The organism is Myceligenerans indicum (genome assembly GCF_016742955.1).
In the GTDB taxonomy this organism is placed as follows: Bacteria; Actinomycetota; Actinomycetes; order Actinomycetales; family Cellulomonadaceae; genus Myceligenerans; species Myceligenerans indicum.
Genome location: NZ_JABBYC010000019.1, coordinates 54828 through 67557, shown reverse-complemented (window position 1 = coordinate 67557; position 12730 = coordinate 54828). Strand labels below are relative to the sequence as shown.

At 72.1% G+C, this 12730-nt stretch carries 16 protein-coding genes; 3 read left to right on the top strand and 13 right to left on the bottom strand.

All coding sequences use genetic code 11. The features are described from left to right. Window positions 1-159: 159 nt before the first annotated feature. Window positions 160-321, bottom strand: coding sequence for a 50S ribosomal protein L32 (gene rpmF / locus HGK34_RS12085; RefSeq protein WP_201847553.1), 162 nt, complete (start codon window positions 319-321; stop codon window positions 160-162). Further along, window positions 321-617 (bottom strand): type B 50S ribosomal protein L31, encoded by a 297-nt coding sequence (locus HGK34_RS12080; RefSeq protein WP_201847551.1) that lies wholly within the window; start codon window positions 615-617, stop codon window positions 321-323. The genes rpmF and HGK34_RS12080 overlap by 1 nt, the downstream gene beginning before the upstream one ends. On the opposite strand from HGK34_RS12080, the gene HGK34_RS12075 reads away from it, so the two are divergent. Further along, window positions 600-863, top strand: coding sequence for a hypothetical protein (locus HGK34_RS12075; protein WP_201847549.1), 264 nt, complete (start codon window positions 600-602; stop codon window positions 861-863). The genes HGK34_RS12080 and HGK34_RS12075 overlap by 18 nt on opposite strands. Here HGK34_RS12075 and rpmG read toward each other — a convergent pair. The 4 genes from rpmG to rpmB all read right to left on the bottom strand — a co-directional run bounded on the left by rpmG (window position 847) and on the right by rpmB (window position 1832). Further along, window positions 847-1017, bottom strand: a complete 171-nt coding sequence (rpmG, locus tag HGK34_RS12070) for a 50S ribosomal protein L33 (RefSeq protein ID WP_201847547.1) — start codon at window positions 1015-1017, stop codon at window positions 847-849. The two genes, HGK34_RS12075 and rpmG, sit on opposite strands and share 17 nt — an antisense overlap. Then, on the bottom strand, window positions 1017-1139 hold the full coding sequence (ykgO, locus tag HGK34_RS12065; protein WP_201847545.1) for a type B 50S ribosomal protein L36: 123 nt from the start codon (window positions 1137-1139) through the stop codon (window positions 1017-1019). Before ykgO ends, rpmG begins: the two co-directional genes overlap by 1 nt. A 151-nt stretch (window positions 1140-1290) precedes the next feature. Continuing rightward, the gene (gene rpsN / locus HGK34_RS12060; RefSeq protein ID WP_201847542.1) at window positions 1291-1596 is read right to left on the bottom strand and encodes a 30S ribosomal protein S14; all 306 of its coding nucleotides are present in this window, start codon (window positions 1594-1596) and stop codon (window positions 1291-1293) included. Beyond that, a complete protein-coding gene (gene rpmB / locus HGK34_RS12055) occupies window positions 1596-1832 on the bottom strand; it encodes a 50S ribosomal protein L28 (protein WP_201847540.1) in 237 nt (78 codons plus the stop codon). The genes rpsN and rpmB overlap by 1 nt, the downstream gene beginning before the upstream one ends. A gap of 127 nt (window positions 1833-1959) precedes the next feature. Here rpmB and HGK34_RS12050 point away from each other — a divergent pair, with 127 nt between their 5' ends. Beyond that, window positions 1960-3120 carry a GTP-binding protein gene (locus tag HGK34_RS12050; RefSeq protein WP_201847539.1) on the top strand — a complete coding sequence of 387 codons (1161 nt, stop codon included), beginning with the start codon at window positions 1960-1962 and terminating at the stop codon, window positions 3118-3120. Between the two features lie 42 nt (window positions 3121-3162). Here the strand turns inward: HGK34_RS12050 and HGK34_RS12045 are convergent, their stop codons facing one another. Beyond that, on the bottom strand, window positions 3163-3774 hold the full coding sequence (locus tag HGK34_RS12045) for a helix-turn-helix domain-containing protein (RefSeq protein ID WP_201847537.1): 612 nt from the start codon (window positions 3772-3774) through the stop codon (window positions 3163-3165). A gap of 66 nt (window positions 3775-3840) precedes the next feature. Between HGK34_RS12045 and HGK34_RS12040 the strand changes: the two genes are divergently transcribed. After that, window positions 3841-4788, top strand: a complete 948-nt coding sequence (locus HGK34_RS12040) for an NAD(P)/FAD-dependent oxidoreductase (RefSeq protein WP_201847535.1) — start codon at window positions 3841-3843, stop codon at window positions 4786-4788. Window positions 4789-4858: 70 nt separating this feature from the next. On the opposite strand, the gene leuS is transcribed toward HGK34_RS12040, so the two are convergent. The 6 genes from leuS to HGK34_RS12010 form a co-directional block, all read right to left on the bottom strand. Then, window positions 4859-7777, bottom strand: coding sequence for a leucine--tRNA ligase (leuS, locus tag HGK34_RS12035; RefSeq protein WP_201847571.1), 2919 nt, complete (start codon window positions 7775-7777; stop codon window positions 4859-4861). Between the two features lie 354 nt (window positions 7778-8131). Continuing rightward, entirely contained in the window at window positions 8132-8803 is a 672-nt protein-coding gene (locus HGK34_RS12030; RefSeq protein ID WP_307815926.1) for a vitamin K epoxide reductase family protein, read from the bottom strand. Window positions 8804-8992: 189 nt separating this feature from the next. Then, complete coding sequence (locus HGK34_RS12025; protein WP_307815925.1) at window positions 8993-9694, bottom strand: metal-dependent transcriptional regulator; 702 nt, start codon at window positions 9692-9694, stop codon at window positions 8993-8995. A gap of 40 nt (window positions 9695-9734) precedes the next feature. Next, the gene (locus tag HGK34_RS12020) at window positions 9735-11387 is read right to left on the bottom strand and encodes a metallophosphoesterase family protein (protein ID WP_244666656.1); all 1653 of its coding nucleotides are present in this window, start codon (window positions 11385-11387) and stop codon (window positions 9735-9737) included. A 131-nt stretch (window positions 11388-11518) separates the two neighbouring features. Then, window positions 11519-12322, bottom strand: a complete 804-nt coding sequence (gene ku, locus HGK34_RS12015) for a non-homologous end joining protein Ku (protein WP_201847533.1) — start codon at window positions 12320-12322, stop codon at window positions 11519-11521. Between the two features lie 81 nt (window positions 12323-12403). Beyond that, on the bottom strand, window positions 12404-12703 hold the full coding sequence (locus tag HGK34_RS12010) for a glutaredoxin family protein (protein ID WP_372433119.1): 300 nt from the start codon (window positions 12701-12703) through the stop codon (window positions 12404-12406). Window positions 12704-12730: the final 27 nt, after the last annotated feature.

Here is a 12730-nt window from a genome sequence, read left to right as displayed (position 1 = left end):
CCTTATCGTCGGCAGCGTCAGATGTGTATAAGAGACAGGCCCACCACGGATCCACCCGCGCCGCACCCGGTCGGCATGGCAGAGCGGAACGGAGCGGCACGACAGAACGGCTCGGTCCGGGACCTCCGTCCCGGACCGAGCCGTATTCTCAGGCGTCGGTCACAGCAGCCCGAGGCGTGCCGCGCGGACAAGACGCCGGGGCACCTGCACCACGCCCCGGTCGGGGGTACCGACCTCGACGAGGCCGGGCAGGCTCGCCGTCCACCGCGAGCGGCGCGAGCGCGTCCGGGACCGCGACATCTTCCGCTTCGGCACCGCCATCAGGCGTTCCTCTTGCCGTGCGTGCCGCCGCGCCCGTAGCGCTGCCGGAACTTCTCGACGCGCCCGGCCGTGTCCACCACCCGGGAACTGCCCGTCCAGAACGGGTGGCTCGCGCTGGAGACGTCGACGTCGACCACCGGGTAGGAGCGGCCGTCCGCCCACTCGATCGTGTCGTCCGGACGGCCCGGACCTGAGGCAGCCCGACCGGCCAGCGTGGACCGTGTCAGGAACGCGAAGCCCGCGCTCCGGTCACGGAACACCACGGGACCGTACTCGGGATGGATGCCCTGCTTCATCGATCAGCCCTCCTCGTGCTCATGGTCGTGCCAGTGGTCGTGCTGGTGGTCGTGCTCATGGTCGTCGTGCCCGCCGGTCTCATGTTCCTCACCACCGCCGTGCTCGTCACAGTGGTCGCCCTCGTCCTCGTGCCCGCGCCCCTCGCACGCGCGCCGAGCGGCGCGACCGGGAGGGCTGCCCTCCCCACGGCTGCCCGTCGCGTGCGACGGCGGGCGGTGGGCAGGGCATTCATCGGGACTCCTTGAACTCGACGTGGCTCCGGACCACCGGGTCGTACTTGCGCAGCACGAGCCGGTCCGGGTCGTTGCGCCGGTTCTTGCGGGTGACATAGGTGAAACCGGATCCGGCCGTGGAGACCATGCGAATGATCGGGCGCAGGTCCGCGCGCTTGGTGGCCATCAGTTCTGCCTCGCCTTCCATCGGGGGTTGAGCTTGTTGATCACGAACGTCCTGCCACGACGGCGAACCACCTTCGCGCCAGGCTTGTCCTTCAGGGAGCGCAGGGAGGCGCGCACCTTCATCTCAGTTCTCCTTCTTCCTCGGTTCTGTCGCGGGACGGCGCGGCAGGTCGCGACACGGCCTGCCGGCTTCCGTTCAGCCGGGCCGCGCAGTTGCTCCGAGCCACGGGAAGGTCCGCAGTGACCTGCTGGACCCGGGCCGGCCAGGTCGTGGTCACCAGCTGGACTTGGTCACGCCGGGCAGTTCGCCGCGGTGTGCCATGTCGCGCAGCCGGATCCGGGACAGGCCGAACCTGCGCAGATAGCCGCGCGGGCGGCCGTCGACGGCGTCCCGGTTGCGGAGGCGGACGGCGCCGGCGTCCCGCGGCTGGCGTCGCAGCTCGGCGGCGGCGCCTACCGTCGCCTCCTGGGAGGCGGACGGTGAGGCGATCACGCGCTTGAGTTCCGCGCGGCGCTCGGCGTACCTGGCGACGACGGCTCGACGGCGTGCGTCGGCGGCGATCTTCGACTTCTTGGCCATCAGGCCTTCTCCCCTCGGGCAAGGATCTCGGCCATGACCACGTCGATACCCCGCCGGTCGATCGTCTTGATGCCCTTCGCGCTCACACGCAGCGTGACGTGCCGCCCGAGTGACGGCACCCAGTACCGCTTCCTCTGGACGTTGGGGTTCCAGCGGCGCCTGGTACGCCGACCGGAGTGCGACACCGAGTTCCCGAACCCGGGCTTGGTGCCGAGCACCTGGCAGACGGCTGACATTGCTCCCTCACTTCGCTCATGACAATCATTCTCAAACTAGGGGTACAGTACACCTACTGAGAACGATTATCAACTGTGGCGTGCGTCGCCTTCAGGAGTCCGCGCGCCGACCCCGAGGAGGTCTCGCATGCCCCGTACTCACCCCGCCGACCAGCGCGTCCCGATCAGCGTGCTCGCGTCCGTCGACCCCGTGCTGCGCGACTCCGCCGTGCTCGGACTGGTCGTCGACTCGCCCGGAACGGTGGCGCTGCGGCACGACATCCTCGCCGAGGAGGGCCTCGTCCGGCGCGTGGTGGTCGACGCGTCCGGCGTCGTCGAACAGGTGCTCGTGCCGCTGGAGCACGCGTGCCTGTCGTGCGCCGTACGGGAGGACGCGCTGCCCACGCTCGCCGCCCTGACCGAGGACGGCCGCTGGACCGACGTAATCATGGCGCTTCCCGTGAGCGCCGAGTCCCTGCCCGTCACCCGCGCCCTCGCCGGCGAGACGGTCCGCGGCGGCGTGCTGGACGGCGCCCGCATCGCGACGGCCGCGGCCGTCGCCGACGTGGAGACGTTCGAGCACGACCTGCTCGCCACCGACCTCCTCGCCGAACGAGGCATCGCCCTGACCCCCGACGACGAGCGCTCCGTGGGCGAGGCCCTGTCCGCACAGGTCGAGCACGCCGACGTGATCGTCGCCGCCGGCGAGGCGGCGGCCGCGCCCACCGGGTCCGGTCTCGTCGACCGGATCCGCGCCGAGGACTCGGCCCGGGTCGAGGGCCTGCACGGCATGACGGCCGCCGAGCTGGCCGCAGGCCGCCACGACCCGGTCCGCGGCGAGCGCCGCGCCAACCCTCTCGGTGCGCGCCGCTCACCCGCCCGGGCCCCACGCGCCACGGGCGACCGGAGCTGGACCCTGGAGCTGCGCTCCGACCGGCCGTTCCACCCGGAGCGGCTGCTGGACCGCATCGAGGACCTCGGGACGGGACGGCTGCGCAGCCGCGGTGTCTTCCACGTGGTGGACCGTCCGCTGTCGGCGTGCCTGTGGGACGGTGCGGGCGGCCAGCTCTTCATCGGCGACCTCGGCACCTGGGACGAAGCCGCGGCGGCCGCCGCGCCTCACACCCGGATCGTCGTCGTCGGATCGGTGGACGGCGACGTCGACCGGCACGTGGCCGACGACGTACGTCACGAGCTGGTCGACGCCTTCCACGACGCGCTGGCCCGGCCGGAGGAGATCGCGGACGGCGGCCTGTCCTGGCTCGGCCGCCAGGACGTCCTCAGCCCCTGGCTGGGCTCGCGCTCCTGAAGCTTCCCTGCGTGACGCGGCGCCGGGGCCGCCCGGACCGCGTCACGCCGCCCCACCCGGCTCGCCGTCGTCGTCCTCCGCATCCGGTGCGGCCTCCGGCAGCGCGTCGGTCCGGGTGTGGATCCGGACGCCTTCCTCGTTGAAGATGCTGATGACGTCCGCGGGCCGGCCTCCGGCGGCGCTCATGGCGTGCGGGACGCCGGTGTCGAACTCGGCGGCCTCGCCGCGGGTGAGGACCAGATCCTGCGCCCCGAGCCGCAGGCGCAGCCTGCCGCTGAGCACGTACAGCCACTCGTAGCCGTCGTGCACGCGCTGGTCGGGCAGGGCCGCCGCAGGCGGGTAGGTGATCCTGTACGTGTGCACCGGCGAGCTCTCCGGCGCGAGCGGGGCGATGACCAGGCCGTCGCGGCGGATCACCGGCCGGCGCACCCGCGGGTCGGCGTCCTCGGGCGGCAGCAGGTCGTCGACGCGGATCCCGAGCCGGCGGGTGAGTGGCAGCAGCAGTTCCAGGCTCGCCTGCCGCTTGCCGGACTCCAGCCGCGAGAGGGTGCTGGCCGACATGCCCGCGCGGGAAGCCAGCTCGTCCAGGGTCCAGCCCCGCGCGCGGCGTGCGGCGCGCAGCCTCGGACCTACCTGCCGCAGTTCGTCGCCCATCGCCCCTCCTTGCTGATTCTGCAAGACTTCTTGCAGACAGGCTAGCCCGCCGGAGATGGTGGCCGCATGAACGAGACATGGGATGTGATCGTGGTCGGCGGCGGCGCCGCGGGACTGTCGTCGGCCCTGATGCTGGGCCGGGCCCGGCGCCGGGTCCTCGTGGTGGACTCCGGGAGCCCGCGCAACCGCTTCGCCGCGCACATGCACGGCGTGCTGGGGAACGACGGCGCAGACCCTGCCGACCTGCTGGCCCGCGGACGCCGCGACGTGGCGCGCTACGGCGTCGAGGTTCGTGACGGCCGGGTCGCCGGTGTCGACGAGGCCGACGGCGGGCTGCACGTCGCCCTCGACGACGGGACCCGCCTGGCGGCGCGAGCACTCGTCGTCGCCACGGGGATGACCGATCTGCTCCCGGACGTGCCGGGCCTCGCCGAGCGCTGGGGCAAGACGGTCCTGCACTGCCCGTACTGCCACGGCTGGGAGGTCCGCGACCGGCGGCTCGGGGTCCTCGTGGCCTCACCGGTCGACGTGCACCGGGCGCAGCTCGTGCGGCAGTGGAGCGACGACGTCGTGGTGTTCGCCGCCGGAGCCCTGGAGCCCGACGTCGCGGCGCGTCTGCGCGCCCGCGGCGTCGAGATCGTTCCCTCGGGTGTGGCCGAGGTGTTCGGTGAGAAGGACACGATCACCGGGGTGCGCACGGACGACGGCAGGGTCGTCGAGGTGGACGCGATCTTCGCCGGCGGAAGCCCTGTCCCGCACGACGCCTTCCTCGCCCCGCTCGGCCTGTCCCGGTCGGAGACGCCCATGGGGAGCTTCCTGGAGGTGGACCGGACGGGCAGGACGAGCAACGAACGCCTCTGGGCCGTGGGCAACGTGGTCGACCCCGCCGCGACCGTCCCCATGGCGGCGGGAGCGGGCACGGCGACCGGCGGCGCCGTGAACCTGGCGCTCGTGACCGAGGACTTCGACCGTGCCGGGCGCGCCGCCCCTGGCGGCGCGCTCACCGGATCGTGAGGCCCGGCACGGCCGAACCCGGGACGCCCCCGCCGGGTTCGGCCGTGCCCGGACCGTCAGGCCCGGAGGATCACGCCGGGACGATGTTGACCAGCTTCGGCGCCCGGACGATCACCTTGCGGATCTCGCGGCCCTCCAGGAAACGCACCACGTTGGGCTCGGACAGCGCGGCGGCCTCCAGGTCCGCCTCGGACGCGTCCGCCGCGACCTCCATCTTGGCGCGCACCTTGCCCTTGACCTGGACCACGCAGGTCACCGTCTCGGCCACCAGGTAGGCCTCGTCCGCCACGGGGAACGGCTCGTGCGCCAGGGACTCGGGGTGCCCCAGCTGCTCCCACAGCTCCTCGGCGATGTGCGGCGCCAGCGGTGCCGTCATCAGGACCAGCGGCTCGACGGCGGCACGCGGCACGGAGTCCAGCCCCGTCAGGTGGTTGTTCAGCGTGATCAGCTTGGCGATGGCCGTGTTGGGACGCATCGCCTCCATCTCGGTGCGCACGTCCGCGATGGTGCGGTGCAGCACGCGCAGGGTCGCGCCGTCGGGGGCGTCGCCGGACACGGTGACCTCACCGGTCTCCTCCGAGACGACGTTGCGCCACAGCCGCTGCAGGAACCGCTGCGAGCCGACGACGTCGCGCGTGTTCCACGGCCGGGACTGGTCCAGCGGGCCCATCGACATCTCGTACAGGCGGAACGTGTCGGCGCCGTACGCCTCGTACATGTCGTCGGGCGAGACGACGTTCTTCAGCGACTTGCCGATCTTCCCGTACTCACGGTTCACCGGCTGCCCCTGCCAGGTGAAGCCGGCCTGCTCGTCGCCCTCGACCTCCTCGGCGGGCACGTAGGCGCCGCGCGAGTCCGTGTAGGCATAGGCCTGGATGTAGCCCTGGTTGAACAGCTTGCCGAACGGCTCCAGGCTCGACACGTAGCCCAGGTCGAACAGCACCTTGTGCCAGAAGCGCGCGTACAGCAGGTGCAGCACGGCGTGCTCCACGCCGCCCACGTACAGGTCGACGCCACCCGCCGGGCCGGACGTCGCGTTGTGCCGCGAGCCCATCCAGTACTTCTCCAGCGCCGGGTCGACGGCGTGCTCCGTGTCCGACGGGTCCAGGTAGCGCAGGTAGTACCAGCACGACCCCGCCCAGTTCGGCATGGTGTTCGTGTCGCGGCGGTACGAGCGCGGCCCGTCGCCCAGGTCCAGGGTCACGTTCACCCAGTCCTCGTTGCGGCCCAGCGGCGCCTCCGGCTCGGAGTGCGCGTCGTCCGGCTCGAACGTCCGGGGCGCGTAGTCCGGCACGTCGGGCAGGTCGACCGGCAGCATGCTGTCGGGGACGGCCACCGGCCGGTCGTCGGCGTCCCACACCACCGGGAACGGCTCGCCCCAGTACCGCTGCCGCGAGAACAGCCAGTCGTTCAGGCGGTAGGTCGTGGTGCCCTGTCCGACGCCGTTCTCGCCCAGCCAGTCGATGATCCGGGCCTTGGCCTCGTCGACGCCCAGGCCGTCCAGGCTCAGCACGTCGTTGGACGAGTTGATCGCGACACCCTCGCCGGAGTACGCGCCCTCGAAACCGTCGGGCAGACCATCGGCCGGGGCGACGGTGTAGATCACCGGCAGGTCGTAGGCCCGCGCGAAGTCGTGGTCGCGTTCGTCGCCGCCCGGGACTGCCATGATGGCGCCCGTGCCGTAGCCCATCAGGACGTAGTCCGCGGTGAAGACCGGCACGTGCGTGCCGGTCACGGGGTTGACGGCCAGATGCCCGGTGAAGACGCCGGTCTTCCTGCCCGCGTCGGCCTGGCGCTCGACGGCGCTCTTGCCCGAGGCCTCCCGGCGGTAGGCGGCCACGGCCGCGGCGGGACTCTCGTGGCCCCCGGTCCAGGCGCTCCTGGTGCCGTCCGGCCAGGCGGCCGGGACCTCGTCCAGCAGCGGGTGCTCCGGGGCGACCACCATGAAAGTGGCACCGAACAGCGTGTCGGGGCGCGTGGTGAAGACCTCGATCTGCTCGCCCGCGCCCGCCGCGTCGTTGTCGGCCGTGCCGACGACGTCGAACCGCACGTGCGCGCCGTTCGAGCGGCCGATCCAGTTGCGCTGCATCGCCTTGACCTTGTCCGGCCAGTCGATCAGCTCCAGATCGTCCGTCAGGCGGTCCGCGTAGGCGGTGATGCGCATCTTCCACTGGCGCAGGTTCTTGGTGAACACGGGCATGTTGCCGCGCTCGGACCTGCCCTCGCTCGTGACCTCCTCGTTGGCCAGCACGGTACCCAGGCCCGGGCACCAGTTCACCGGCGAGGAGTCGACGTAGGCCAGGCGCTGGGCGTCCACGACGTCGCGCCGCTCCGCCTCGCTCAGGACCGCCCAGACCGCGCCACCGGCGTTGTCGCCCTCGTGGCCGGGCACGGGCCGGTTGCCGGCGGCCAGTTCGTCGCGCAGCTCGGAGATCCGGCGGGCACGTCCCCGGCCGGTGCCGCCCGGGGCGGGCTCGGCGCCGGCGTCGTACCAGGAGTCGAAGATCTGCAGGAAGATCCACTGCGTCCAGCGCACGTACTCGGGGTCGATCGTGGCGAAGGAGCGGCGCTGGTCGTGGGCCAGGCCGGCACGGCGCAGCTGGCGCCGGTAGGTGACGATGTTGCGCTCGGTGACTCCGCGCGGGTGTTCCCCCGTGGCCACGGCGTACTGTTCCGCCGGCAGGCCGAAGGCGTCGAAGCCCATGGTGTGCAGCACGTTGTCGCCGCACATGCGCTTGAACCGGCCCATCACGTCGGTGGCGATGAAGCCCAGCGGGTGCCCCACGTGCAGGCCCGCGCCCGAGGGGTAGGGGAACATGTCCATGATGAAGTACGGGCTGCCCGAGGCGGCGGTGCCGCCCGGCCCGTCGAGGGCGCCGGACGGGTTCGCGGCGTGGAACGTGCCGCGCTCCTCCCACCGGTCCTGCCAGCGCAGTTCGATCTCCTGCGCGAGCGCCGGGGTGTAGCGGTGTCGGGGCCCTTCGGGCATGCTCGTGGTGCGTTCAGCGGCGGGGGTTGTCACCCGCGGGATTCTACCGACCGCCCGGGGTTCGGACTCGGCGGTGTTCACGGTGCTGCTCGTTGCCATCGGTCGCTGCTCTCCGTCGTCGTGCGCTTCTTGATCGGGTCCGGGCACGAAAAAGCCCCCGCGCTCCGAGGAGCGAACAGGGGCGGCCGCACCGGGTGTGCCCGATCAGGGGCGGAGCCGATGCGGCTGTATAAGCAGCGAGCGGATGGACCTCACACGGACAGGATGCCAGGCCGGGCGGCGAATGGCCAGCCTGTCCGGGCCCGCCGGTACCTACCGAGGGGCCCGGACGAGGTGATCGTCAGGTGGTGATCGTCAGAAGGAGCGGACCAGGTCCTGGCCGACGGCGAGCAGCAGCCACCCCACCGCGACCACGTAGCCGATGATCAGGATGATCGTGCGGTTGGCGACCAGCGCGTCGCGGAGGCCGGCGCCCATCGGCAGGTCCCCGCTCTGCGCACCACGCACGATCTGGTACCACAGCAGCGGCCACATGATCGTCCACACGACCATGCAGTAGGGGCACAGCGCCACGATGACGTAGAAGCTCGACCACATCAGGAAGAAGACCAGCGCCTCGCCCAGCACGGTCACGACGAGCAGTGACATCCAGTACCACCGCGGCAGGCGGGCCCCGGTCAACAGCACCACACCGGTGGTGATCACCACCGGGAACGCCGCGACACCGAGGTACGGGTTGGGGAAGCCGAGGAGCGCGCCCTGCCAGGAGTCCATGGCGGCGCTGCACGTGACGAACAGGTTGAGCGTGCACGACGCCGCACGCTCCGGCTCGATGAACCCGAGATACTTCTCCCACGCGAGGCCGAACGACCCGGCGAAACCGATCGCCCCGAGGACCAGCAGCAGCACCGCCATGGTCCGCGCCCCGAGCGGTCGCGGCCCGGCGTACGAGGCCGTGTCGCCGGCCAGGTCGTCCGCAGCATCATTGTCCGACGACGCGACGGCCGCCCTGGTCTTCTCATTCACAAAATCAACATACCGCCCCACCCTGAACCCGCGCTGGGAGAACCCGCTGGAGAAGTCGGCTCCGTGAGGCCGTGCGGGCGCCGTCGGACGAGCGCCGCCACCGTGTCGTTCACCGCCATGTCGTTCACCGCCGTGTCGTTCACCGGCAGGGCCGCCGAACCGAGCCCTCGGGCCCCGGACAGGCCCTCGTCAGTCGCGCTCGACCCAGACCCGGGAAGCCGCCAGGAGGCCCAGGTCGGCGGAGCGGGCCGCGGGCTGCGCTCCCGTCCACTCCACGTGCAGGGTTCCCGCGAACTCGCGCCGTGCCGTGACCGAGACCCGGGCATCGAGGCCGAGGCCGAGCTCGTCGAGGTACCGCAGCGCCTCGGGATCGGCGTCCGAGATCCGCACGACGACGCCGGTCTCCCCCGCCGCCATCTCCGACATCGGCGCGGCCTCGGGCCGCACCACGGAGCCGTCGGCGGCCGGGATCGGGTCACCGTGGGGGTCACGGCCCGGGCGCCCGAGCCGCACGTCGAGTCGCTCGACGAGCCGGTCGCTGACCGCGTGCTCGAGGACCTCCGCCTCGTCGTGCACCTCGTCCCAGCCGTAGCCGAGCTCGTTCACCAGGAACGTCTCCAGCAGCCGGTGACGCCGCACCATCTGCAGCGCGAGCAGGCGCCCGGACTCGGTCAGCTCCACCGCTCCGTAGGGGGCGTGGTCCAGGAGCCCCTGGTCGCAGAGCCGGCGGACCGTCTCGGAGACCGTCGAGGCCCCGACCCCGAGCCGGTCCGAGAGCTGCTTGGAGGTCACCTTCTTGGTGGACCACTCCTGCTCCGACCAGACCGCCTTGAGATAGTCCTGCGCCACGGGCGTCAGCTCGGCGGGCGCGGTCGGCGTGGAGGAGTTCACGCCCCGAGCCTATCGGCACAGGCCATACGGCCCCTGCCGCTCAGCGCGGCGTACCCGGACGCACCGGTTCGTACCCCGGGAGCGGCCAGGCGGGCGGCATGGGCTCCCAGTCGCCCACGGTGGCCGACCGGTCCGGGTCGACGGTGACCTCCCTCAGCTGCGTGAACGACCGGGACACGGTGTCGAACCGCAGAACCGTCATCCCCGCCGGGTACTGGAGCGGGCCCACCGACAGCTTGCCCAGGCTCGCCCCGCCGGTCGTGGTGTTCACGTACCGGAGACCGTACCCGATGGCCTCCGGGCCGATGCGCTTGTGCATGTGGCCGCTGATCTGGAAGGGCACGCACCCGGACCGCAACCCGGCGTCGCCGACGGCGGGATTGTGCACGAGCAGGAGGTCGACGCGTTCCCCCGCGTCGCGCGCCTCACAGGCGACGTCGCGCAGGCGCTCGCCGGCCTGGGCAGGAGTCTCCTCCCTCACGGCGGTGGTCCCGGCGCCGATCCGGGTCTCCAGAGGATCCCGGTCCCCCAGGATGCGCATTCCGGCGACCTCGACGACGGAGCCGTCGAGCACGGTCTCCCCCTGGGACCGCTCCGCGGCCGAGATCAGCAGGGAGTCGTGGTTGCCGTCGGCGACGACGAGCGGAACGTCGTCGGGCACGGCACTCGAGAACGAGTCGACGCACACGTTCTCCACGTCCGTCCCGTTGATCGTCGAGTCACCGGCGTTGAGCACGAGACCGGCGCCGGAACGCGCCACGGCGGTCCGCAGCAGCGGAGTCATGCCGGTGTTGCAGTGCAGGTCCGAAACCAGCAGGACGGTGAGGGTGTTCTCCGGCGGTTGCGGGGGGCCGTCCGGCAGGGTCGTGTCCGCAGCGTCCGCGCCGTCGGGCACTACCGGAGCCGCGACATCGGCGGCCGCGCGCTCGCGGGCGTCGGCCTCGTCCCATGCCGCCTCCAGGTTCTCCCTGCCCGCGGTGTAGTAGCCCGAGTTGTTCCGGTAGAGCCCGACGAGCTGGCCGGAGTACGTGTCGATCACGCGGGCGAGGCGGCCGGTGAGCGTGGCGCCTTCCAGCGCGGTGCCGGCGAACACCATCGAGGCCTCGGCCGGCTCGCTGGTCCGGCGCGCGGGAACGCTCCCCGTGGAGGTCGCCCAGACGGCCACGACCAGCATCGCGGCACCCGCGATCTGCCAGGTGCGCGGTGCGATCGCCGCTGCCAGCTCGCCGCGCCGGCGCGCGCCGAGAACGGCGCGCCCGATGAGGAAGGCTGCCACCAGGACGGCGAACGCTCCGACGGCCCGGATCACCGCGTCCTCGATCAGCGCCCGCGCGGCGGTGTCGATCGTCTGCTGCGGCGAGTCGAAGAACTGCAGGTAGGAGTCGAGGTCCTGGCTCATCGCGGTGAGCGTCCGGGGGGCATCCACGGCGGTCAGGTCGGCGGGGATCTCCTGCACCGTCACCGACACGCCGAGCCCGAGGGGCAGCGGTGACGTCGAGACGATCCGGCCCAGGGGCCCGAGATCGATCACCAGGTGCGGGCCGCCCGTGACCTCGTACACCGCCTGGTGCGGGCCGAGGCTCAGCTCGGCGCGGGCCGTCGTCGCGCCGAACCCGACGCAGGCCGTCAGGGCGGCGACGACCGCGACGACCCACCGCGCCCAGCGTGACGGCATGTGGTTCTGATCGTGCATCGTCTCAACCCTATGCCCGGGCGCACCCAGCTCCGGCACCCGTCCACGGCTCGGGCGCCCGCCCGCGTCCGAACGTGACCCCCCTGCCGCCGGCCCCGCCGGCGGGCCGCCCCGCCGGCCGTGCCGGCCGCTCAACCCGTGCGCCGCTCCTTGGCCGCGTCCACGCTGCGCCTCAGGGCTTCCATCAGGTCGATGACCTTGCCGCCCTCCCCCTCGCCGGCCGCGGCCTCGCCGAAGGTCGCCTCCGCGTCGATGACGTCGCCCTGCTCGATCTTCGCGTCGATCAGGGCCCGGAGCTGGACCTGGTACTCGTCGGTGTGGTCGCCGGGCGCGAAGTCCGACTCGAAGCTGGTGACGAGCTGCGCCGACATCGCCAGTTCCTGCTCCGTGACGGCGGCCGGCTCGTCGAGCGAGCCGAACGACGGCTCACGGATCTCGTCCGCCCACAGCAGCGTCTGCAGGACGAGCACCTCGTCCCGCACCCGGAGGGCGGCGAGCCGCGTGCGCTGCCGCAGCGCGAACTTCACGATCGCCGTCCGCTCGGTCTCCTCGAGCGTGCGGCGCAGCAGGACGTACGCCTTGGTGGAGGTGGAGTCGGGCTCGAGGTAGTAGGTCTTGTCGAGCATGATCGGGTCGATCTGGTCGCTCGGCACGAACTCGACGACGCCGATCTCGCGGTCCTTCTCGGCCGGGAGCGCCGCCAGGTCGTCGCGGGTGATGACCACGGTGTGCTCGCCGTCGTCGTACGCGCGGTCGATGTGCTCGTACGGCACGACCTCGCCGTCGAGCTCGCAGACCCGGCGGTAGCGGATGCGCCCGCCGTCGGCGTCGTGCACCTGGTGCAGGGGCACGTCGTGGTCCTCGGTGGCGCTGTAGAGCTTCACCGGGACGTTCACGAGCCCGAAGGAGACGGCGCCCTTCCAGATAGCGCGCATACCCCGATGGTGCGCCCGATCGGGCGGGGGCGCGAGAAGTCCAGGTCAGCCGCGCCGTCGGCTACCGGCCGACAGGGCCGGTCACAGGCCCTGGTGGTCCAGGTGGGCGGCGAGCTCGGCGTTGGTCGGCTCCACCAGGTGCGTGCCGTCCGGGAAGACGAGGACGGGGATGGACTTGCGGCCCGAGATGTCCTCGGCCTCGCAGGCGCGCCCGGGATCGCACTCGAGATCGACGTAGTCGAAGTCGACGCGGCGGATGTCGAGCACGGCCTTGGACCTGCGGCAGTCCCGGCACCACGGCGCTCCGTACATCGTTAGCCGGTCGGGCCGGCGGTGCGCGATGTCCGCGACGAGAACGGAGCTGCGTTCTGACAAGTTCACGGGCGACGAGCCTAGACCCCGGACACC